This is a genomic window from Brevibacillus sp. YAE8 (genome assembly GCF_057543335.1).
In genome coordinates, this window is record NZ_BAAIYG010000003.1 from 81,853 (window position 1) to 102,437 (window position 20,585).

At 53.3% G+C, this 20,585-nt stretch carries 24 protein-coding genes; 1 reads left to right on the forward strand and 23 read right to left on the reverse strand.

Features of this window, described 5'->3' with window-relative positions:
- Window positions 1-37: 37 nt before the first annotated feature.
- The 11 genes from AC27IT_RS05755 to AC27IT_RS05805 all read right to left on the reverse strand — a co-directional run bounded on the left by AC27IT_RS05755 (window position 38) and on the right by AC27IT_RS05805 (window position 9,778).
- The gene (locus AC27IT_RS05755; protein WP_487091668.1) at window positions 38-1,519 is read right to left on the reverse strand and encodes a tetratricopeptide repeat protein; all 1,482 of its coding nucleotides are present in this window, start codon (window positions 1,517-1,519) and stop codon (window positions 38-40) included.
- 83 nt (window positions 1,520-1,602) lie between these two features.
- Window positions 1,603-1,986, reverse strand: coding sequence for an aspartate 1-decarboxylase (gene panD / locus AC27IT_RS05760; protein WP_007785399.1), 384 nt, complete (start codon window positions 1,984-1,986; stop codon window positions 1,603-1,605).
- Window positions 1,987-2,047: 61 nt separating this feature from the next.
- Window positions 2,048-2,911 (reverse strand): pantoate--beta-alanine ligase, encoded by an 864-nt coding sequence (gene panC / locus AC27IT_RS05765; protein ID WP_005831229.1) that lies wholly within the window; start codon window positions 2,909-2,911, stop codon window positions 2,048-2,050.
- Window positions 2,908-3,762 carry a 3-methyl-2-oxobutanoate hydroxymethyltransferase gene (gene panB / locus AC27IT_RS05770; protein WP_005831230.1) on the reverse strand — a complete coding sequence of 285 codons (855 nt, stop codon included), beginning with the start codon at window positions 3,760-3,762 and terminating at the stop codon, window positions 2,908-2,910. The genes panC and panB overlap by 4 nt, the downstream gene beginning before the upstream one ends.
- Window positions 3,763-4,029: 267 nt before the next feature.
- Window positions 4,030-5,013 (reverse strand): biotin--[acetyl-CoA-carboxylase] ligase, encoded by a 984-nt coding sequence (locus AC27IT_RS05775; RefSeq protein WP_005831232.1) that lies wholly within the window; start codon window positions 5,011-5,013, stop codon window positions 4,030-4,032.
- Window positions 5,003-6,232: a CCA tRNA nucleotidyltransferase gene (locus AC27IT_RS05780; protein ID WP_238500597.1), complete on the reverse strand. Its 1,230-nt coding sequence runs from the start codon at window positions 6,230-6,232 to the stop codon at window positions 5,003-5,005. The genes AC27IT_RS05775 and AC27IT_RS05780 overlap by 11 nt, the downstream gene beginning before the upstream one ends.
- A 158-nt stretch (window positions 6,233-6,390) precedes the next feature.
- Complete coding sequence (gene bshA / locus AC27IT_RS05785; protein WP_025843801.1) at window positions 6,391-7,506, reverse strand: N-acetyl-alpha-D-glucosaminyl L-malate synthase BshA; 1,116 nt, start codon at window positions 7,504-7,506, stop codon at window positions 6,391-6,393.
- 20 nt (window positions 7,507-7,526) lie between these two features.
- Window positions 7,527-8,228 (reverse strand): bacillithiol biosynthesis deacetylase BshB1, encoded by a 702-nt coding sequence (bshB1, locus tag AC27IT_RS05790; RefSeq protein ID WP_487091669.1) that lies wholly within the window; start codon window positions 8,226-8,228, stop codon window positions 7,527-7,529.
- Window positions 8,225-8,635 (reverse strand): methylglyoxal synthase, encoded by a 411-nt coding sequence (locus tag AC27IT_RS05795; RefSeq protein ID WP_005831238.1) that lies wholly within the window; start codon window positions 8,633-8,635, stop codon window positions 8,225-8,227. The genes bshB1 and AC27IT_RS05795 overlap by 4 nt, the downstream gene beginning before the upstream one ends.
- 50 nt (window positions 8,636-8,685) lie before the next feature.
- Window positions 8,686-9,438: a 4-hydroxy-tetrahydrodipicolinate reductase gene (gene dapB, locus AC27IT_RS05800; RefSeq protein WP_005831240.1), complete on the reverse strand. Its 753-nt coding sequence runs from the start codon at window positions 9,436-9,438 to the stop codon at window positions 8,686-8,688.
- Entirely contained in the window at window positions 9,431-9,778 is a 348-nt protein-coding gene (locus AC27IT_RS05805; RefSeq protein ID WP_025843800.1) for a nucleotide pyrophosphohydrolase, read from the reverse strand. The genes dapB and AC27IT_RS05805 overlap by 8 nt, the downstream gene beginning before the upstream one ends.
- A gap of 232 nt (window positions 9,779-10,010) precedes the next feature.
- Between AC27IT_RS05805 and AC27IT_RS05810 the strand changes: the two genes are divergently transcribed.
- Complete coding sequence (locus AC27IT_RS05810) at window positions 10,011-10,868, forward strand: YitT family protein (protein ID WP_197187673.1); 858 nt, start codon at window positions 10,011-10,013, stop codon at window positions 10,866-10,868.
- A gap of 90 nt (window positions 10,869-10,958) precedes the next feature.
- Here the strand turns inward: AC27IT_RS05810 and AC27IT_RS05815 are convergent, their stop codons facing one another.
- The 12 genes from AC27IT_RS05815 to AC27IT_RS05870 form a co-directional block, all read right to left on the reverse strand.
- A complete protein-coding gene (locus AC27IT_RS05815; protein WP_025843799.1) occupies window positions 10,959-11,774 on the reverse strand; it encodes a sporulation protein YpjB in 816 nt (271 codons plus the stop codon).
- Window positions 11,775-11,823: 49 nt separating this feature from the next.
- Window positions 11,824-12,423: a DUF1405 domain-containing protein gene (locus AC27IT_RS05820; RefSeq protein ID WP_005831247.1), complete on the reverse strand. Its 600-nt coding sequence runs from the start codon at window positions 12,421-12,423 to the stop codon at window positions 11,824-11,826.
- A 75-nt stretch (window positions 12,424-12,498) separates the two neighbouring features.
- On the reverse strand, window positions 12,499-13,293 hold the full coding sequence (locus AC27IT_RS05825; RefSeq protein WP_487091670.1) for a c-type cytochrome: 795 nt from the start codon (window positions 13,291-13,293) through the stop codon (window positions 12,499-12,501).
- 29 nt (window positions 13,294-13,322) lie between these two features.
- The gene (gene qcrB, locus AC27IT_RS05830; RefSeq protein WP_005831250.1) at window positions 13,323-13,994 is read right to left on the reverse strand and encodes a menaquinol-cytochrome c reductase cytochrome b subunit; all 672 of its coding nucleotides are present in this window, start codon (window positions 13,992-13,994) and stop codon (window positions 13,323-13,325) included.
- 1 nt (window position 13,995) lies between these two features.
- Window positions 13,996-14,514 carry a Rieske (2Fe-2S) protein gene (locus AC27IT_RS05835; protein ID WP_005831251.1) on the reverse strand — a complete coding sequence of 173 codons (519 nt, stop codon included), beginning with the start codon at window positions 14,512-14,514 and terminating at the stop codon, window positions 13,996-13,998.
- Between the two features lie 222 nt (window positions 14,515-14,736).
- Window positions 14,737-15,162, reverse strand: a complete 426-nt coding sequence (locus AC27IT_RS05840; RefSeq protein ID WP_005831253.1) for a DUF2487 family protein — start codon at window positions 15,160-15,162, stop codon at window positions 14,737-14,739.
- A gap of 88 nt (window positions 15,163-15,250) precedes the next feature.
- Window positions 15,251-15,466 carry an IDEAL domain-containing protein gene (locus tag AC27IT_RS05845; protein ID WP_025843796.1) on the reverse strand — a complete coding sequence of 72 codons (216 nt, stop codon included), beginning with the start codon at window positions 15,464-15,466 and terminating at the stop codon, window positions 15,251-15,253.
- Between the two features lie 9 nt (window positions 15,467-15,475).
- The gene (locus AC27IT_RS05850; RefSeq protein ID WP_005831257.1) at window positions 15,476-16,594 is read right to left on the reverse strand and encodes a hypothetical protein; all 1,119 of its coding nucleotides are present in this window, start codon (window positions 16,592-16,594) and stop codon (window positions 15,476-15,478) included.
- A 130-nt stretch (window positions 16,595-16,724) separates the two neighbouring features.
- Window positions 16,725-17,669, reverse strand: coding sequence for a tetratricopeptide repeat protein (locus AC27IT_RS05855; RefSeq protein ID WP_005831260.1), 945 nt, complete (start codon window positions 17,667-17,669; stop codon window positions 16,725-16,727).
- A gap of 102 nt (window positions 17,670-17,771) precedes the next feature.
- Window positions 17,772-18,422 carry a zf-HC2 domain-containing protein gene (locus AC27IT_RS05860; protein WP_238500589.1) on the reverse strand — a complete coding sequence of 217 codons (651 nt, stop codon included), beginning with the start codon at window positions 18,420-18,422 and terminating at the stop codon, window positions 17,772-17,774.
- The gene (locus tag AC27IT_RS05865; protein WP_007785416.1) at window positions 18,419-19,009 is read right to left on the reverse strand and encodes an RNA polymerase sigma factor; all 591 of its coding nucleotides are present in this window, start codon (window positions 19,007-19,009) and stop codon (window positions 18,419-18,421) included. Before AC27IT_RS05865 ends, AC27IT_RS05860 begins: the two co-directional genes overlap by 4 nt.
- A 145-nt stretch (window positions 19,010-19,154) precedes the next feature.
- Entirely contained in the window at window positions 19,155-20,111 is a 957-nt protein-coding gene (locus AC27IT_RS05870) for an amidohydrolase family protein (RefSeq protein WP_238500585.1), read from the reverse strand.
- Window positions 20,112-20,585 lie beyond the last annotated feature (474 nt).

The window sequence follows — 20,585 nt, forward strand, 5'->3', positions numbered from 1 at the left end:
GGCAACGATGCGAATGATTCCTGCTTCCAGGCTGCAATTACGGCTGCACAAGCTCGCTTTCTGCCGCTTGCCCGCCGAGCTTGCTCGCGCACAATTGCAAGTAAATAGGGATTTCGCGGAACTGGTCGGCATGCGGAAGCGTCCGTTGGAAATACTGCTCGGCCAGCCGCCAGTTTTCCTCGATCATCGCCAGTCTGCCTAAATGAAAATAGCCAAGGGAACGGATATACGGGTCTGAATCGTCCAGAAACTGCTTGGCCAGCCGCTTTGCTTCCCGCGTCTCTCCCACTTTTTCAAAAGCGGAGATCATCCCCGACTGGCCGAGGCGATTTTCGCTGTCTTTTTCCAGCATGTGGCGAAACGCTGCGATGGCGCCGGGGATGTTCCCGTCAAACAACTGCATCCAGCCGTAGCTGAAGACGAAGTCGTCCTGCCCCGGCGCCAGGCTGATCGCTTTTTTCATCAAGGTCAGCCCCCGTTCGCTGCCTGCGATCAGCCAGGTGTTCCACGCCAGTCCGTGCCACACCCAGCCTTCTTTTGGCAGGCGCTCGGTCAAAAAATGATAGCAAATCTGCGCCCGGTGATAATTGCCCACCGCTTCGTACAGATGCGCCATTTCCTGCAGCGTCTCGCTGTCCAGCTCGCGATTCGGCAACGTCAGGCTGGCAGGCGGGGCAAGCTCAGCCGTCTCGTCCATCTGAAACAGCAAATGGGCGGCGCGCAGCCAGAGCAACTGCGCTTCCCAATCGTGCTCGTGCTTTTGCAAATAGCCTTCGATTTCATCGAGCGCTTCCTGGGCATCTCCGTCCATCAAGTAGCAGAGCGCGAGATTGTACCTGGCTTCTTCCTGGTCGGGCTTTGCCTCCAGCGAGGTTTTGAAGGCTTGCGCCGCCTCCAGCCACTGCTTTTCCTCGGCGAGTATGCAGCCGATCGCATTGTAGCTGATGGCGACGACGGTCGGAGAACTTGCCGACTTGGCGAGCAGGCGAAACTCGCGAAAAGCCGTTTCCATCTCGTCGCAAAACAGCAGGCTGTAAGCGTAGTACAGCCGCCCGCTCTCCCAGTCCGGCGACTCCTGCACGAGCTGGGCGAAGCATTTTTTGGCGTCCTGAAACATGCGCAAATGGTAAAAGCCTTCTCCCCGGCGAAAGACAGGCTCATACGCGTGCATTTCTTGCGGAAGCTTGCCGTGTTTGACCTCACTGCCCGCTTCTTTTGCAGCCGTTTTGCCCGCCTCTTTCTGAACGAGTGCTTCCCCTTCTTTTGCCATGGCCGTTTCGGCCTGTTCCTCTTGCGTTGCGGCCGGAAGCTGCCCTTCCATTTGCTTGATATGGCGGATGGCGTTGGACAGCTTTTCCTCAAACTGCAGCCACAGATCTACGACCGTATCGCTGACCTGGCGCAAGTAAAACAGTTGGTCGGCGAGTTGAAGCCGCTCCTGTTCCGAGGCTTCCTTCCACCGCTCTTCGATGCTCTGCGCTTTGGTACGCAGCGTCTGAAACCAGTCTTCGATTTTCACGCGAAAAGCCACCCCCTTGTGAGGCATGAGTAGTTTCATTGTCTCACAAGGCAGGTGGCTCTATGCGTACAAGCGGCCCTCGCCTAGACGATGGTCCCGTGCACTTCCTCGCCGAGCATTTCCTTGATCCGGTTGTGCTCGTCCATAATCGCCACGCGCGGCTTGTACGTGCGCGCCTGCTCGTCTGTCATCATGGCGTAGGCGATAATGATGACGATGTCGCCTTCCTGCACGAGACGGGCGGCTGCGCCGTTCAGGCAAATCACGCCACTGCCTGGCGCCCCTTCAATGACGTACGTTTCCAGGCGGGCACCGTTGTTGTTGTTGACGATTTGCACTTTTTCGTTCGGCAAAATATCCAGTGCATCCAAAATATTTTTGTCGATCGTAATGCTGCCCACGTAGTTGAGGTTGGCTTCCGTCACGGTAGCGCGATGAATTTTCGCCTTCATCATAGTGCGAAACACAGGCATTTCCTCCTTTGGCGTTCTCGAAAATAAGTATCCGCTAATCGCCTGTCCCTATCGGTCAACGGATCGCGGCAATCAGATTGTCAATCAGGCGCGTCTTGCCAAAGCGAACGGCCAGCGCCACGATAATCGCTTGTCCCGGCAGTTCGGTTTCTACAGGCTGCAAATCGGGATAGCGCAAAATCTCTACGTAGTCGATCTCGGCGAGCGGTTTGTCTGCGATCATCTGTCTGATGCGCGCTTTGATCTGTTCCAGCGGCAGCCCTTCTTCCAGCCATGCCGCCGCCTGCCGCAAGCTTTGCGAGAGGACGAGAGCCTGTTCGCGCTCTTCCGCCGACAAGTAGACGTTGCGCGAGCTCATCGCCAGCCCGTCCGCTTCCCGGACGATCGGGCACGGGATTACTTCGACTGGAACGGACAAATCGTTGACCATTTGCGTGACGACAGCCACCTGCTGGGCGTCTTTTTGCCCGAAAAAGGCGTAGTCAGGCTGGACGATGGAAAACAGCTTCAGTACGACCGTCGATACCCCGTCAAAATGGCCCGGACGGGAAGCGCCGCACAGTGGTGTCGTGACATTTGCGACCGATACCGTCGTCAAAATCGGCCTTGGGTACATTTCTTCCACGGACGGGGTGAACAAGAGATCGACTCCCGCCCCCGCCGCCATTTGGCTGTCGCGCTCGATATCGCGCGGATAGCGCTCAAAATCTTCGTTTGGGCCAAATTGCAGCGGATTGACAAAAATACTCATGACCACCAGGTCGCATTTTTCCCGGGCCGCTTTGACCAGGCTGAGGTGCCCCTCATGCAAAAAGCCCATGGTCGGCACGAAGCCGATCGTTTTTCCTTGCAGTCGTGCTGCCTTTATTTGAACGCGCAATTCCTCGATGGTGGATATTTGCTGCATCGTTTGAATCATGCCTGGGTCACTCCTTCCCCGTACAGCTCCTTGATCGTTTCTTCGGACGCGTGGAAAACGTGATCGGGTCCAGGGAAACGCCGAAGCTCGACTTCTTTAATATACGCGGCGACCGCTTCGCGGATGGACGTGCCGATGTCCGCGTAGCGCTTGACGAATTTCGGGGTCAATTGGGAAGCGTAGCCAACCAGGTCGTGGAACACCAGCACCTGACCGTCGCAGCCTGCCCCGGCACCGATGCCGATGACCGCGATCTCCAGTTTTTCGGCGATCATTTTCGCTACTTCTTCCGGCACGCATTCCAGCACGATGGCAAAAGCCCCTGCCTGTTGAATCGCCAAGGCGTCGTCCAGCAATTTTTTCGCCGCCTCCAAATCTCGTCCCTGCACCTTGTAGCCGCCAAGCTGATGCACGGACTGCGGCGTGAGGCCGATGTGCCCGACAACGGGAATGCCTGCCTGCACCAGACGGGTAATGAGTGGCGCAAGCTCGCTTCCGCCTTCCAGCTTCACCGCTTTCGCCAGTCCCTCCTGCATTAGTCTGCCCGCGTTTTTCACCGCTTCCTCAATCGTTCCGTGGTAGCTGAGAAACGGCATGTCCGTGACGACAAAAGCGCGCTTGGCCGCTCGCGTGACCGCCTTCGTATGATGGAGCATGTCGTCCATCGTCACCGGCACGGTCGAGTCGTAGCCCAGAACGACCATCCCCAGCGAGTCGCCAACCAGGATCATGTCCGCGCCTGCTTCTTCCACCAGCTTCGCAGATGGAAAATCGTAGGCTGTCACCATCGAAATCGGGATGCCCGCTTCTTTCTTTTTGCGGATGTCGGAAGTCGTGACTTGTTTTGCCATTTGCGTCTTCTCCTCTTTCGCGCCAAGGCTTCGTGGATGGAGAGGAACAAAAAAACCTTCTCGCTCAAATGCGGAGAAGGTTGTCCATGCCAAAGAGACATACTTGTCTTGTCATAAACGGATTCCTTCTGTCTCGGTCCACAAAGGCTCTGAGCAGATTTTTGTCCTTGCACTATTGCCTTATTGATACACCAATCATGCCAAAAATACTCCGGGAGTACCGTTCTGCCACAGATACAGCCTCCCATTTGGAGTATAGCAAATCATCTACACATTTGCACGATAATTGACGTCGGCCGAATACACTTTATGAATTTGTCCGGCGCGATCCTCGACCATCAGCACGCCTTCTTCATCGAGGCCGATTGCCTGGCCCTCCAGCTTTTGCGAGATCGTCTGCACCGTCACCCAGCGGCCGATCGAGTAGGAGTTGGCTTCCCATTCGTCTTTCACCCGCTGGAAGCCCTCCTGCAAGTAATGGTCGTACTCTTCCTCGAAGTTTTGGCAAAAGCGCTGGATGAACGCGACGCGCTTGACCGGGGTGCCCGACTCGATTCGCAACGACGTGGCGATCGAAAGCAGCTCTTCCGGGAAGTCAGCCTGTACACTGTTGGCGTTCAGCCCGATGCCGATAACCAAATAGTTGACCCGGTCTGCTTCCGCATTCAGCTCGGTCAAAATTCCGCACACTTTTTTATCGCCAATGAAAATGTCGTTCGGCCATTTGATTTTGACCGTTAGTCCGGTTTCTTCCCGAATCGTCCTCGCGACGGTCACCGCCGTCAGCAAGGTCATCTGCGGCGCTTTCGGCAACGGAATCGCAGGACGGACGATCAGACTCATCCAGATGCCTGTCCCTTTCGGAGAGTGCCACGGACGTCCCAGCCGCCCTTTGCCGCCTGTCTGCTGTTCCGCCAAAACAAGCGTGCCTTCCTGCGCCCCTTTTGCCGCCGCCTCATGCGCGAGCGGCTGCGTCGAGACGACCTCGTCGTGGGCGATGACGTGCTGTCCGATCCTTGTCGTGGCAAGCCCTGCCATAATTTCCGCGGCAGACAGCCGATCCGGCGCGGCCAGCAGACGATAGCCCGACTTGCGCACCGCCTCGACCTCGTAGCCGTCCCGCCGCAGCTCTTCTATATGCTTCCAGACAGCCGTTCGCGAGCAGCCGCACGTCTGGCTCAGTTCTTCGCCAGAGATAAAGCGCCCTGGCTGGTCGCGAAATGCTTGAAGAATGACCTGTTTAATGTTCATCTTGCGCTACCTCTTTCTTTGCAGCTTCGATTAGAGCCTCCGGCGTGTTCGGCAAGCCGTGGAGAGCTGTCTGCGCAAGCAGCGCCCGAAGCACGTGGACAATCCACTCGCCCGCTTTCTTTTGCAGCGCGACTTGCAGGTCAAGCCCTGTCACCGCCAGCTCCTTCATCGTTTTCACAGGCATGGCCCGATACTGTTCGACCAATGTCTGCATCAGGCTGTGCGTCTGCGCTGGCTGCTTCCACCAGCAGCTTTGCAATATCCCGGCAAGCTGTTCGCACGTGTCCCAGCCGGCATCAAGCAGCAACTGTCCCCACTCGACAGTCTCGGGCGCGTCCCATTTTGGCTGGATGCGCTCCAACAGCTCCACAAAGCCGACGATCGTCTCCGTCTCCCGTTTGGACATCCGCAGCGACTGGCAAAACGCTTTGGACTCCGCCGCAGTAAAACGCGCCGCATAGAGCAAAAGCGACCATTTTTGCGCCAGACTCTCCACATGGACAGCCCGCCAAAACTCGGAAGCCGCATCGCGAAACAGCCGCTGCAAGCCAGGAGCGTACCCGAACAGCCCTGTTTCGTTAATCAACGCGCAGCCGATTTGCGGCGAATCGCTGGCGAGCATTTTGTTCAGCTCTTCGCGGACGCGCTCCACCGCGATATGCGACAGGAGCGGAGCCGTCTGTTGCATAGCGGCAAGCGTCTGCGCCTCGATGGAAAAGCCAAGCTGGGCGGCGAACCGTACCGCCCGCAACAACCGCAGCGCATCCTCGCGAAAACGCTCCAGCGGCTCGCCTACGGCCCGCACCAGCTTTTGCGCGATATCCGCCCGCCCGCCAAACGGGTCCTGCAGCTCTTTTGCGCGGTTCATCGCCATCGCATTCATCGTAAAGTCTCTGCGTTCAAGGTCCAGTCTCAGCTCGGAAACGAACTGGACATCAGCAGGACGGCGGTAGTCTTCATACTTGCCTTCCGTCCGGTACGTCGTCACTTCAAAAAACTGCCCTTCGATTCTCACGGACACCGTTCCATGCTTGAGTCCGGTCGGGACGTGATCGGGAAACAAGCGGATGACGTCGCTAGGATGGGCATTCGTACATATATCTATATCGTGCACCGGCCGAGACAACAGCCAATCGCGGACGCAGCCGCCGACATAATACGCTTCAAAGCCGTGCTTCTCCAACGTTTCCAGAATCCGGTTAGCCAGATGGAGCGTCATGCCACTTCCCCCCTTTCTCGCATGGTTCACCTGATTACATAAGGAGGCGATACGCATGAGATTTTTGTATGGGCTCTTTATTTTCGTATCCAAACTGCATCAACTGGCGAAAAGCAATCTGTCCCGCCAGTGAGCGTGACCGTTTGCGGCAAAAAAGCTTACCCGAGCAACTTTGTATAGAGAGCCTCGTACTGGGAGGCAATCGTCTCGTGACAAAACGTTTTGCAGGAGCGCTCGATGCTGTTTGCGGAAAACTCGCGGTACAACGCTTCGTCTTGCAACAGGCGAATCGCTGCCTGCGCCATGCCTTCGACATCCCCAATCGGGCGCAAAAAGCCATTGACGCCGTCGACCACGACTTCGGGTATCCCGCCGGCAACCGTCGCCACAACAGGCACGCCGCAAGCCATCGCTTCTAACGCAACGAGCCCGAAGCTTTCTTTTTCCGACGGCAACAGCATCAGGTCGGCCATGGACAACACTTCCGCGACGTCTTCCTGCTTGCCGAGAAAACAGACATCGTCCGTCAAATTTTGCTCGGCAATCTGCTTGCGGACCGCGCCCATTTCCGGCCCTTCGCCAATCAGGATTAACCGGGCAGGCATTGCTTCCTTGACCCGCGCGAAAATCTCAATGACGTCCGGGACACGCTTGACCGGGCGGAAGTTGGAGATGTGCATGAGAATTTTTTCACCATTCGGCGCGAACACTTTTTTCAGCTTCTCTACTTCTTTTGGATAGTAGCGGCGCTTGTCGACGAAGTTGTACACGGGAACGATTTCTTTTTCGACGTGCAGCAGCTCTTTTGTCTGCCTGATTAAGTCTTTGGACACAGCCGTCACCAGATCGCTGCGCTCGATGCCAAAGCGGATCATGTCACTCAGGTTCGAGTCATAGCCCAAAACGGTAATGTCCGTCCCGTGCAAGGTCGTCACGATTTTCAAATGATCCCCGACCATCTGCTTCGCTAAAAACGCGCACAGCGCATGCGGCACGGCATAATGTACGTGCAATAAGTCCAGGTTTTCCGTTTTGGCCACCTGCGCCATCCGGTTTGCCAGCGTCAAGTCGTAGGGAGGGTATTTGAATACATCGTAATGGTTCACTTCTACTTCATGGTAAAAAATGTTCGGGTGGAAGGCACCGAGGCGAAAAGGCATCCCGCCCGTAATGAAGTGCACCTGATGCCCCCGCTCCGCCAGCAGCTTGCCTAGTTCCGTCGCAACGACCCCGGACCCTCCCAGCGATGGATAACACGTAATCCCGATCTTCATTTCTTAGGTGTCACTCCTTCTCACAAGCTGGTCAATACATACGGCGCAGCGCTGACAAACCCTTCGGCATAACGGACGCCTGCCTGCTGCCCAAACAACCGCTCGCGGTACTCGACGGATTCGAGATACCCGTTCGTGAGCGGTGTTTGCACGCTGCCTTCTTCCAGCTCGAACTGGCTGCGGTAGCAACGGAGGACTTCCATTTTTTGCGGAAAAACCGTAGTAATATCGACCACGACCTGCGGCGTTACCGTCGAATTAATAAAATAGTACAGAAATTGAGCGGGACGATACGCCGACAGCTCCGGATCGGGCATGTACTTGCGGATGCCCGCGTTGAAGATGGCTTCGCGCACGATGCGGCTTACGCTCTCATGGTCGGGATGGCGATCGGAAAAATACGGGGCGAGTACGGTGCGCGGACGCGTCTTCCGAATCAGCTTCACCACACGCTCGATCGCTTGCTCCCTGACAGCTTCCAGCCCGCGGTCAGGCAATCCGAAATTGTAGCGCGCACACACTCCGAGCAGCTTGTCGGCCGCAGCCGCTTCCTGCTGTCTACGCTCCACCGTACCGTTTGACGACAGTTCAGCGTAAGTCAGGTCGAGAATCGCTGTCCGTTTGCCGGAAGCTGCCGCCAATAGCAGGCTGCCTGCCGCCCCGATCTCCACGTCATCGGGATGGGCGCCAATCGCCAAAATGTCGAGTTCGCGTGTACTCATGCTTCGTTCTCCTTGTGCAGCACGTCACGCCAAGCCAGCTCTCCCCGTTCCAGCGCCTTGAGCATAATCTCCGCAGAGCCAAGGTTGGTGGCAAACGGAATTTTGTGCACATCACACAGTCTCAAAAGCGCGATAATATCCGGTTCGTGCGGCTGGGAGGTAAGCGGATCGCGCAAGAAAATAATCAGGTCCATCTCGTTTTTGGCAATCATCGCGCCAATCTGCTGATCGCCGCCTAATGGGCCGGACAAAAACCTGGTGAGTTTCAGCGAAGTGGCATCCATGATTCTTCCGCCCGTCGTTCCTGTGGCGTACAGCTCATGCTCCGCCAGGATGGATTCGTAGGCCATGGCCAGTTGGACAATCTCTTCTTTCATTCGATCATGGGCAATCAATGCTATTTTCACGAGAAACTCTCCCTTATGTCTCGATAGAGATCGCTTTTTTAATCAAACGTTTAATCAATCAGATGTTCCAAACCGTAGATCAAGCCATACATACTCATGACGGCCTTAATCGCCAAATTAACGCCTGGCATAAACGACTCGCGGTTGATCGAATCGTGGCGAATGGACAACGTTTGCCCGGTCGAGCCGAACAGCACTTCCTGGTGAGCGACCATTCCCGGCAAGCGCACACTGTGGATGCGGAAACCTTCGTACTCCGCTCCCCGTGCGCCGGGAATCGTCTCTGCTTCTTCCGGGTGCCCCTGCTTCAGCTCCTGGCGTACCGCGGCGATCATCTCCGCTGTCTTCAACGCTGTACCGCTCGGCGCATCCAGCTTGCGATCATGGTGCAGCTCGATGATTTCCACATGCGGCATATATTTGGCTGCCATCGCGGCAAATTTCATGCACAAAATAGCGCCAATCGCAAAGTTCGGAGCGATGATGGCACCAAGCCCCGCCTCTTTGTAGCGATCTGTCATTTCCTGCAACTGCTCTGGAGTCAAGCCCGTAGTCCCGACCACTGGCCGCACCCCATGGGCCAAACACAGCTCCATGTTTTTGTAGACGCTGTGCGGCGTGGTAAAATCGACGAGCACATCCGGCTTCATTTCTTCCATCTGTTTGTTGATTTCTTCGCTGCCAAGGCGAGTATCCAAATTTCCGGTGTAGATCAACTGCGCGTCCTGCGCCAGCATTTTCACTACTTCCTGGCCCATGCGGCCATTTGCGCCTGCAACCGCTACGCGAATCTGTTTATCCATGTTGGTTGTTCTCCTCAATTCTTGTCCAGCGATCTTTATCGCGTGTGTTGAATTTGTGCATAATACGATCAAACGCTTCCTGCAGGTCGATGCCAAGCGAGTTCGCGAAGCAGATCACGATAAAGAGCACGTCTCCCAGCTCTTCCTCGACGGTTTTCTCGCCTTCGTCTTTCTTCTTTGGCTTTTCGCCGTAAAAGTGATTGATCTCCCGGGCCAGCTCCCCGACTTCTTCGGTCATGCGCGCCAGCATGGAAAGCGGCGAGAAATACCCTTCCTTGAATTGCGATATGTATTGGTCCACTTCCTGCTGCATTTCCTGCATGGTTTTTTGCCGTTCCATCTGCCCACTCCTTTTGTTTTTCATCCTTCTCTCTTTCACCTATCGTACACAAAAAGGCTGCGTTTGCCAAATCTCAATACTTCGTCTTCCAACATATGGACAATCAAATAATCGTTCATTTATAATGGCTTTCGGATGGCCCTCAGGTATTGAGTATTTCGCCCGCACTACTGCACAACATGTCGGACGATCAACAGCGTCATTTTTCGCTCCGGCAAAACAGGAGGACACTATGAACATACGTTGGAAGAGCATCATCGCTATCATTATCGGTTCTGCCATTATGGGATTCGGCATTAACGCCTTCAATATCCCCAACCACCTTGCCGAGGGCGGGATCACGGGGATCAGCATTTTACTCAAGCTGTTGTTTCCCGCTATCGACCAAGGGATCGTCTTCTTCGCCCTGAACGTGCCGCTGTTCATTTTAGGATGGAAAATTCTCGGCCGCACTGCTTTTTTCTATACTATTTTAGGGACCGTTTCGCTCTCTGTCTTCCTCTCGGTGTTTGATGGCGTGCTGCCGCTCGTGATGCACGATCGTCTGCTCGCATCCTTGTACGCCGGCGTGGCTGTCGGTGTCGGTTTGGGCATTATTTTCCGCTACGGCGGAACGACTGGCGGCGTTGACATCATCGCCCGATTGCTGCAAAAGTACATGGGCGTGAGCATGGGAAGAACGCTGTTTTTCGGCGACATCCTCGTCATCGGCGCTTCGCTCGTATACTTGAACCTGGAGAGCGCGATGTACACGCTCGTCGTCGTGTTTATTGCCGCCCGCGTCATCGACTTTTTACAGGACGGTGCCTATGCCGGAAAAGCGCTGACGATCATTTCCAACCACGCAGAAGAAATCTCCCGGCAAATTCTCGATTTGGGCCGAGGCGTAACGCTCCTGGCTGGTAAAGGCGCATACTCCGGCGAAGAAAAGAAAGTGATCTACGTCGTCGTCGGCCGCAACGAGGTCATGCGCTTCAAAACGATCGTGCAGGAGATCGACCCGCACGCATTCGTCATCGTCAACGATGTTCACGAAGTGCTCGGCGAAGGCTTTACGCTTGATGAAAACAAGAAGCCTTTGCATGACTAAGCGTGACGCGAGTAAGGAAGGCCGACATTGCACCAAAAATAAAACCTTGCCTGTTTTTCGGCAAGGTTTTTTTGTATGCGCTTCGCTTCATTAGGCAGAACGGATTTCCCCGTTGTATTTTTTCCAGGCCACGTACGCCAAGGCAGCGACCAACGCAATTGAGATCGAAAACAGGATCGCCAGTGGCGAGTCAGGCCGCATCATCAGGCGGGCAAACGTACTTTTCTCCTCGCCGACAAACGCTGTCTGGATCGAGCCGTTCAAATCGCGCAAAGCTTCCCTGACGAGCTGCCAATCCATTTGCGCGTTTCGCATCTCTTTGGAGATGACGTCATACGCCGCAGAGATGGAAGCGAGCTGATCCTCGGGGAGTTGGATGCTCATTCCCGGTTTGATCGCCAAAAACAGGCGGTAGTTTTCATCAAACTGCTCGCGGAACTGGTTGTAATTGCGTTCCACGGCGGATTGCTGCAAATTTTGCACCTGTGTCACAAGGGATGGATAATAGCTGCGCCACATCGGCTGATGCTCGTGCGTCAGGGCGTCAATCGCTACACGAACCTGCGTGGCGTGCCACAACAACTGCTGCTCGCTTACGTTCGTGGAGGCAAAGCTTTTTTTAGCCGCCAAAATCGATTGGGTAACCGCGTTCAGACTTTCAATCCGAATCGGATAGGTCAAATGCTGGTTGGGAAACTTCTCAGCCAGTTGGATAATCCGCTGCTGCGCTCCTTCGAGATCCCCTTTTTTGGCGTAGGTCAAAAATTCATTCGCGATCTGATCCAGTGCCACTAGCTGCTGCTCCTCGATCGGCTGGTTCAGCTTCGAGTACAGGCTGTGGATCGGCCACGACAAAAACAGCCCGATCGCGAGAAAAAACATTAAAAAGCGGATGTTTTTCTTCAACGCAAAAAACCTCCTTCCCCTAGTACAGCCTATGGAAAGGAGGACAAGATTAGACCTTGTTTATCGTGTGCTTTGTGTTTACGAGCCAGATGACGGATATGGAAATCAGGCTGAGAAGCACGGTAAACAGTCCCACAAAACCTTCGTACGGGTCAAGCACACTCGGCAACCACGGATGGATGTCCATGACGTAATCCAAAAAGTCGTTGTTCAGTGTCCACAAGGCAGCGATCCCTACTGGCAGGATGCTTAATTTGTAAAAGCGTGCATACAAAACTGATTCAACCGCCATGCCTGCATGGGAAAAGATTAACATCACATCTGTCCAACGCACTTCATTCCCCATCATCCAACCCGCTAAGATGATGCAGACGGCCCATACACCGTACTTGAAATTGGTGATTCCTGCCAACGCTTCTAGTACCGGGATATGGCGACCCAACAAATAAGTAAGGAGTACCAGCGTGAATAGTCCACTACCTGTCGGGCTGTCTGGAACAAAAGGAGTCAAGTACGCTGGCGTTTCTGCCAGTTGGTTTTTATACCAGATGAATCCGTATATAGTTCCCAGCAGGTTTACGATAAACAGCGTCCATAGAAACCATCTTTTCCCCAAAGAATGTATAAACCACTCCCATATCCAGATCATGTTTATCGTCTCCCGCTGTGTACGCCGCTAAAGAAAAAGCTGACCGCATCGTCAGCCAGCTTTTTCCTTATTAGCTTATTTCAAGGTTGCCATGTATTCAGCCAGCTTAGCGATTTCCGCATCATCCTTGATTAAGCCGCCTGGCATTCCAGGTTTCCCGTTTTTGATGATGTCGGCAATCTGGGTTGCATCGTATTTTTCACCGATCTTCTGGAGATTTGGCCCCATGCCACCCTCCATGTTTTTGCCGTGGCAACCCATGCAGCTTGTTTGCGCTTTCCAAACTGCATCTGCTGTAAAGCTGGTATCAGCAGGTGCAGGCGCAGCCGCGCTGGAGCCGCCGTGACCAGCACCGCCACCATCTTTGCTGGACGGATGGTTGAGGGAGTGCTCATGATCGGCTGCCCAAGTGAGGTAGAAAATCCCTACGAGAGCTGTCAGCATCAAGCCTGTAGCAACCGGACGCTTGGATGGACGACGCTCTTTGCTGGTGTCCAGCCAAGGCACGAGCAGCAAAGCACCAAATGCGATACCTGGTACAACGATGGTCCCGAAGACTACCCAGTCACCCGCAGCCCAAGGGTATTTCAACATTTGGTACAGGAACAGGAAGTACCAGTCTGGCAATGGAACGAATGACGTATCATTCGGGTTTGCCTTGTCTGTCAGCGGCGACGGATGGGAAACCGTCAGCACGAGGAAGCCAACCAAGCAAACTGCTGCCACCATCCACTCTTTCAGCAGGAAGTTAGGCCAGAACGGCTCATTTTTTCCCGGAAAATCGGAGTAGGATGGAGAAATGTTAGGGATACGCTTCGCCGATACTCGGGAATCTCCGACGAAGGTAGCATCTTTGTCTTGTTTTGCCATGCTATTTCCTCCTTTTTATCGAAGACCGATTATAGTGGACCCGAGATACCTTGCGAACGAATCATGACAAAGTGTGCTCCCAAAAGGCCGAGCAATGCGCCAGGCAGGAAGAACACGTGAATCGCGAAGAAGCGGGAAAGAGTTTGTGCCCCTACGATGTCTCCGCCTGTCAGCAACATTTTCGCATATGGACCGATGATCGGAACGGAGTTTGCAATCTCCAGACCTACTTTTGTCGCAAAGTATGCGGTGTTGTCCCATGGCAGGAGGTAACCTGTGAAGCCAAGTCCCAGCATGACGAAGAAGATCAGCATGCCCACAACCCAGTTCAGCTCGCGAGGCTTTTTGTATGCACCTGTAAAGAAAACACGCAACGTATGTAGGAACATCATCACGATGACCAAGCTCGCGCCCCAGTGATGCATACCGCGTACGATTACCCCGAACGCTACTTCGTTCTGCAGGTATTTGACAGATTCGTATGCGTTAATAATGTCTGGCACGTAATACATCGTCAAAAACATACCAGACAAGATTTGAATAACGGTAATAAAGAACGTTAGGCCCCCAAAGCAGTAAACGAACGCAGAGAAGTGGTGTGCCGGGTTCACGTGCTCAGGTACTTCGTGGTCGGCCAAGTCACGCCACATTGGAGTGATATTCAGGCGCTCATCGACCCAATCATACATTTTTTGCAACATCTTAGCCGTTCACCCCCGGACGAGGATTTGCCTTTACTTTACCCAAATACAACTTGCCGTCTTTCACTTCTGTTTCATACTCATCAAGAGATGCCGTTGGTGGTGTCCCCAGAATGTGTTCGCCGTTAATGGTATAACGGCCCAAGTGGCATGGACAGAAGTACTGGTTCGGATGATCGGCACTTTCGTTCCAGTTTACTGTACAGCCCAAGTGCTTACAGATCGGGGACAGAGCGAGGATTTCACCCTTGTCATTCTTCGTAATCCATGCAGATAAAGTAGATTCAGATTCATACCAACCGTCCTTGGTATGTACTTTAAACTCAACGCGCTTTGGTTCCGGACCAAACTCATCTGGTGAACCAACAGCCACTTTATCTCCACCTGCATGTCCTTGCAGTAAAGGATCAACCGCAAAACGAATCATAGGGGTAATCATACCCGCAGCAAGGAACCCGCCAGTTCCCATGAGTGCGTAGTTCAAAAATGTACGTCTGGAAATTTCGCGTTTGTCTCCCATCTCTTTTTTCCCTCCTTATCCTGTAAAATAGCGCTACGATGGCGTTTTCATACATATACACTAGGTCAATCCCAATCATAGCTAACGCCTATAAAGATGTCAAGAATGTCCAGTGGACATGTCTGAACCCAACCACCGCCTGCGGAGAGATTGTTGCCATTTTGTCAAAATTTGCTCCTTGTCCCTCCCGTTTTCCTGTAGTATTACCGGAAAACGCTTTCTCTATTGCGCACTCTTTTGCTGCCACAAACGAATAATTTCTTTGGTCAGCACATCGACCGTCACTTCAAAGCGCAACGACGAATCCAAGTCTTCCTCGCCTACCGGAAGCATGAGCGTACTTGCCTCTCCCTGATCGCCAAGCCGGATTTTGTCCCCGGAAAAATGCAGTCCAACGGAAAAAGCGAAGCCCGGCGGCGTCTTTTGCTCCTGCTCCTCCCAGGCGAAGCGATAGCTGAGCGGAAACAACAGAATCCTTCCCTTCAGGCGCTGCTCGATGCCAGCCGCCACATTCAGCAAGTAGTTCATGCGCAGCACGTGCTCTTTTACCTCGATCCCGTCCCGGTACAAATAAAGAGGGAGCAGCGCGGTGTCCACATAAGGCCGCAGCTCCTCCCAATTTTCAAACTCGTTTACATTCCATTGCATAGGGTCGTCTCCTCTTCTTCGCGTAGATTTCCGGAAACTAGCGTACCATGAATCAGCGGAGACTCGCAATATCGCTTCCTGCTAAGGTTCAGGCCTTTTCGTAGGCCATGATTTCTTTCAGTTCGTCTGTCAAGCGGATAAACAGCTCTTTGTTTTTCGTAGCCAACGCCTCATCGATTTCCTGGTAAAGCGTCCGCTTGCGGTATTGACGCATTTGCTCGTCGATTACCATCTCAGAAAGCAACCCGGATACCATTTGATTGTTCGTTCCGTACGCGTTGGAATAGAAATTTGGCCACTCCATACCCATCCCTCACTTCAATAAAATAGTCGTTTCCGTAAAGCCGTTGTATTTTCGAAGCCAAGTCTGGCTCGCATAGGTGGCAGTGTACAACCACTGTTCATGCTCGTCTTGGCCGACTCGAAGCAATCCGAGGTGCACCATCATTTTGCAGACGCGATTGACCAAAATATCTGCGGGTGCATCGTAGTAAAACTCCTTGATCCACGCAAGCAGCGTGTTCATCAGCGATTCCTGCCTTACCCAGCCACCGGCTGCAAGCAGCGGAATCAACTGGACAAGCATCGGCAAATTCGGGATCGCCCGCTTGTACAACCTCATCCAAAAACGGATCACATCGTGGTAGAGCTGATCGGTGTACGGCTGCTCCAGCCGCTCGCGGCCCGCCTCCGTAATCGCCACTTTTCCTTCCGCTTCCTCAATCCACTTGTGGTAGTAGCAGAAATCGTAGAGCAACGAAAACCGGTCCGGGTACACATCGAAGTGAAGTCCGTAGCCAAAGCGCCATTTTTGCGGCAAAAGCGGTTCTTCCTTCACGTACAAAAATTGAAACAACTGCTGCTGATGCCTTTTGTACATGCCTCCTTCGGCCGTAAGCGGTACAGGCTCTTGCTGAAGGAATTGTAAAAATTGCATGATATCGTCGCAGAGAGCCGTTCCTTCATCCCTGTACGCTTCCGGTCCCGGAACGACCAGCGTGTTTTGTTCGCGCCACTGATCGAGCCAGGCTTGTATGTACGGCTCACGGATGTCGAGCGGAATTTGATACTGCCCGATCGTCTTGCTTTTCGCCGGGAAGATCCATCCTCTTTTCATGGCCGCGGCCACGAACTTTCTTGCTTCTTCCTGCTTTTTTTCTTTGGCACTCTCCAGAGCTACTCCCGCTTTGGCCAGCAAATCTTCCAGCGACATGACGGTTCGCTTGTCGAGTAGCAGTTGCAGCAAAAAATGCGTTTCTGCCGAGGATAGCTGGGCTACTTCTTGCGCGATTGTCAACCGATGGCGCAGGCTGGACAAGAGCGAGGTGATTAGCTCGTTTTTGGAATGAGGGTTGCATTCGCATCCGTAGTGATTGGCAATCTGATGGAGCTGCCGGATATCGGTGTACACCAAGATCTCAGCCAAGTTCATCTGTGCATCCCTTCTTTGCGATGGCTTTCTTGTATCCCTCATTCTTGCCAATAAGCGGAAAAATAAACAGGAAGCCACCTGAGTGACTTCCTGTTCGTCGATTTTTTTATGCGCGAGCGTTTTTTTCGCTCTATTCTTCGTCTGTTTCGTGATCCCATTGGTCGTGCAACTGCTGGTATTCTTTCGCCTCGTCGTACCGTCCTGCCTGCGTCAAAAGCGCAATCAGGCGGCGAATCTGGTCGAGGTCGAAGCCGGACAGCGTCACGTATTGCTTCAAGGCGTCGATGGCCTGCTCGGTTTTGCCGAGCGACAAGTAAATGTCTGCCGCCAAAGGGTACGCGGCGACGTATTCCTCGTCAATCGCCTGCAGGGTGGTCACCAGCTCCACGGCTTCCTCCAGACGTCCCACATGGAAGCCCATCAAGGCTGCTCCGTACAGCACTTCCGGCGAGCGATCGAGCACCAACGCCTGGCGGAACACCTGGTACGCCTGCTCAAACTGGCCGCTTTGCGCCAGCGAGCGCCCTTTTGTCAACAGCAGATCGAGGCTCTCGTGGCCTGCCTCCTCCAACAGCTTCATCGCTACGTCGTCTTCGCCGATGCGGAAGTACAGATTGCCGAGTGCCGCCAAAATGTCCTGGTTGTCCGGCTCTTTTTGCCTTGCCTGCTCCAGATACTTCACCGCCACCTCATCCAAATCTTGCAGCGCGTACAAATCGGCGAGCAACAGGTCAAGCTGAATGCTTTCGTAGCCCGATTCCTTGCATTCGTAGAGCAAATGCTGCGCGGTTTCAAAATCGCTGGAATCAAGGGCAATTTCTGCGAGCAACAGTTGGCACTCTCTGCGCAAGGAAGGCTCCATGCCCGGATTTTTCTCCAGCACCTCCGACAACAGCTTGCCCGCTACTTCCAAATGTCCCAGCCGGTACCACACCTCGGCCAAATACATCATCACATCCGGAAGATCAGATCCGTGCTCCTGCACTTTTTGCAGGGCGGTCAAGCCCAGCTCCACCTCGTCGTTTTCAATCCGCTTGATTGCCTCGTCTATGACATACAGCCATTTTTTTGGCATCGTGTTCACCTCATATGTATTTTGCTTCGGCCGTATTCTCGATGAATAGCCACAAAAGACCGTCCGAGGACGGTCTTTTCTTTCCTTAATGATCTTATACCATTATGCACGAGTAAGCCAGCTCATTGTCAACACGGTTATCAAAATCCCGAAAACACTGAGCACGATCGAATAGTTAGGCTTGACTGCATCCGCTGTCGCAGGCTTGCCATCCAGCGGAACGATGGAAGCCGTCGCACTCGCAAGCGCATCTCCCTGGGAAGAGAGCGGCTGTGCCTCTACAACGTATGTACCATCATCTGTTTGCATGGAAGAAGAGATGACTTGTGCCTTTGGCGTGTTCATCGCCATCACTTCCCCGTTAATGACGAGGGCGTTAGCCTGTTCCGTGGAGCTTGTATTCACATATAGCGTAAACGTAAACAACAGCAGCAAAAGTACGGCTACACTTGCCCCCATACGTCGCATTCTGGCTGTTACGCTGAAAATTTTTCTGCCAATCGGGATCGCCCACTGCTCCTCAGACAAAATCCGGGCCATGACCGCATCTACAATGGAACGGGAAGGCGTAACCGAATGGTACTCTTCCTTGTCCATCGCCATCCACTCCCCGCTGTCCGACCAAATTTCATAGTCGGAACGGCAGGCATAACAAGAAGCCATATGATGGTCGACGCGGCGTTGCGTCACCTCGGGCAACAGATTTTCGGCGTAGTCAGGCAGAATTTCCTGCACTTCTTCACATTTCATCATCGATTCATCCCTTCAGCTTCATCCAATTGAGGGTCCAGGATGTAGGTTTCCAACTGGCCTTTTATACTTTGGCGTGCCCGAAACAGCAAGGATTTCACGGAGCTGACGGTCAAATTGAGGATCGTGGCGATCTCTGTGTAATCCATTTGTTCGTACTCCCGCAAAATCAGGGCGGAACGCTGCTTTTCCGGCAGGTTGTTGATCGCCAGTCTGACCATGCTCTCCCGCTCGTTGCGCAACAACACCTGCTCGGGCAAGGTTTTGGGAGAAGCCATCGGCACTTGCAGCGTATCGTCCAGATACACGTCGGAGTTGCGGCTTTTGCGCAATTCGCTGAGTACGGAGTTGCGGGCTATCGTATAGAGCCAGGTGGAGAAGGTTGCTTCTACATCACGGAAAGAATGAATGCTCTTATACGCCTTGTAAAACGTCTCCTGACAGATGTCCTCAGCGATATGCTCCAAATGAGCCTGGCGCAAAAGGTGAGTGACAAATGAGAGGATCTTTTTTTCATAACGACGAATCAGTTCAGCATAGCATTCCAGATTACCTTCTTTAATCTCTCGGATAAGCTGGGAATCGGTCATGATCAGGATTACCTCCTTGCGATTCCGATCCCTCAGCGGCCTTTGTCATATTAGACTGCTGGGGATGTAAAAAGTTGCGCGACCTTACGATTCTTTTCTCGTCTCACTGCGGGAATCCTTCACGAAAAAACCCCCAATTTTGGGGTTAAATGACATAAGCGTTGGGCTTTGTGTCGAAAATCCGCCTGCCCATCCCGATTGAAGAGCTAAACTGCGCATTTCGATACATCCATTTACCGTTCGACATAACAGATGCTGGAAGATGCATTTCGCTAAAATTGAGAATAGTGGAAAGATCATACTTTGTCAACCAGTTTTCCTTTTTCAGGAAGACAATATCAGCGTCCGCCCCTGGTGTCAAGCTTCCTTTTTGCGGATAAAGCCCAATCGCCTTGGCAACGTTTGTCGAAGCGAGCCTGACGAGCAGACAAAGCAGCATTTCCGGCGGGCACCATCTCCTGCGATAGTCAATGCGAACCTCCTGCAGAGGCGAAGCGACCTGGCAGCTATCGTAAAACCTCTGATATATATATCGGACAGCCCGGTCAGTTGTTTCAGCGTTCAAACGGAAAATGTGCAAAAACGGATCGGATTGTTTTGGTTCAAAGGCCGCTGACGGATCAGCAATGACAGTACGCACCTTCCAGTATCTCGTGGCGTCCAGCCAAAGCTGCCGAATGAGATCACGCTGTTCTTTTTTTACGGAAGCATCATTTTGAATATGCAAATGCAGAATCGTTTGTTTTGACGTATGAAGTGGCAAAAGCGTTTCCCAATTTATTGTGGAAATTTCTTCTGGGCTTCGGACCGTCACATGAAAGGAAGAAAAGCCGAGCTCTGAGTACTGCGCCACCGTTCTCGGCTGTAGCTGGGCAGGCTCGATCGCCACGTGCCAGGCGTAGTCGAGTGGGCTGTTGAAGTGCCTCGTCTGCTGGTATTCCACCTGCGGCCTGCTCATCCACGGCTCCGGGCGCAACACGTCCACGAAGCTCGTACAACCGCTCCTGACGAGCTCTCGCATCACTTCTATGTACGTCTTCCCATCTTTTATTTTATACAACGATTGTGTCGGCAGTGCGACGAAACCGGGCAAAAGATACATACCGGACGCGTCCACCTCTTCAAAGACGGTCGTCGCGGTCGTTTTGGGCAAGGTATCCTTGGCGATGCGAACGATTTTTCCGCCTGCAATCCAAATATCTGCTTCTTTGACTCCGTGCGCTGTGACTACCGCTCCTCCTCGAATGACCATTCCTTGCTCCGGCACGCTCGTCCCCTCCCGCCTCGCATCGAGCTGCAATTTGTACGAGCATATGCGCGGGCAAGGAAAAAAATACAAAAAAAGACCGCCGTTGATTGTAAGCGCATTCAAACGGCGGTAGCACACGTGTGCTTTTATAATATTGGATAGGAGTGGAGAGAAACCATACTGTAGTTTTATAATAAACGGAATGTAAGCGCTTGTCAAATCATTTTTGCTAAAAACCGCCAGACCTGTCCCGACGTTTTCCCGGCGGTTGGTAGACAGGCAAAAGAGCCTGGCTCGGTTGCGAGCGGCAGGCTCCTTTCCCTCTTT

Bases quoted from the DNA above. Each gene is read 5' to 3' on its own strand.
- panC (WP_005831229.1), bottom strand. From the start codon at position 2,911: ATGATTCAAACGATGCAGCAAATATCCACCATCGAGGAATTGCGCGTT.
- panB (WP_005831230.1), bottom strand. From the start codon at position 3,762: ATGGCAAAACAAGTCACGACTTCCGACATCCGCAAAAAGAAAGAAGCG.
- AC27IT_RS05775 (WP_005831232.1), bottom strand. From the start codon at position 5,013: ATGAACATTAAACAGGTCATTCTTCAAGCATTTCGCGACCAGCCAGGG.
- AC27IT_RS05780 (WP_238500597.1), bottom strand. From the start codon at position 6,232: ATGACGCTCCATCTGGCTAACCGGATTCTGGAAACGTTGGAGAAGCAC.
- bshA (WP_025843801.1), bottom strand. From the start codon at position 7,506: ATGAAGATCGGGATTACGTGTTATCCATCGCTGGGAGGGTCCGGGGTC.
- bshB1 (WP_487091669.1), bottom strand. From the start codon at position 8,228: ATGAGTACACGCGAACTCGACATTTTGGCGATTGGCGCCCATCCCGAT.
- dapB (WP_005831240.1), bottom strand. From the start codon at position 9,438: ATGGATAAACAGATTCGCGTAGCGGTTGCAGGCGCAAATGGCCGCATG.
- AC27IT_RS05805 (WP_025843800.1), bottom strand. From the start codon at position 9,778: ATGGAACGGCAAAAAACCATGCAGGAAATGCAGCAGGAAGTGGACCAA.
- AC27IT_RS05810 (WP_197187673.1), top strand. From the start codon at position 10,011: ATGAACATACGTTGGAAGAGCATCATCGCTATCATTATCGGTTCTGCC.
- AC27IT_RS05820 (WP_005831247.1), bottom strand. From the start codon at position 12,423: ATGATCTGGATATGGGAGTGGTTTATACATTCTTTGGGGAAAAGATGG.
- AC27IT_RS05825 (WP_487091670.1), bottom strand. From the start codon at position 13,293: ATGGCAAAACAAGACAAAGATGCTACCTTCGTCGGAGATTCCCGAGTA.
- qcrB (WP_005831250.1), bottom strand. From the start codon at position 13,994: ATGTTGCAAAAAATGTATGATTGGGTCGATGAGCGCCTGAATATCACT.
- AC27IT_RS05835 (WP_005831251.1), bottom strand. From the start codon at position 14,514: ATGGGAGACAAACGCGAAATTTCCAGACGTACATTTTTGAACTACGCA.
- AC27IT_RS05840 (WP_005831253.1), bottom strand. From the start codon at position 15,162: ATGCAATGGAATGTAAACGAGTTTGAAAATTGGGAGGAGCTGCGGCCT.
- AC27IT_RS05845 (WP_025843796.1), bottom strand. From the start codon at position 15,466: ATGGAGTGGCCAAATTTCTATTCCAACGCGTACGGAACGAACAATCAA.
- AC27IT_RS05850 (WP_005831257.1), bottom strand. From the start codon at position 16,594: ATGAACTTGGCTGAGATCTTGGTGTACACCGATATCCGGCAGCTCCAT.
- AC27IT_RS05855 (WP_005831260.1), bottom strand. From the start codon at position 17,669: ATGCCAAAAAAATGGCTGTATGTCATAGACGAGGCAATCAAGCGGATT.
- AC27IT_RS05860 (WP_238500589.1), bottom strand. From the start codon at position 18,422: ATGATGAAATGTGAAGAAGTGCAGGAAATTCTGCCTGACTACGCCGAA.
- AC27IT_RS05865 (WP_007785416.1), bottom strand. From the start codon at position 19,009: ATGACCGATTCCCAGCTTATCCGAGAGATTAAAGAAGGTAATCTGGAA.
- AC27IT_RS05870 (WP_238500585.1), bottom strand. From the start codon at position 20,111: ATGTATCTTTTGCCCGGTTTCGTCGCACTGCCGACACAATCGTTGTAT.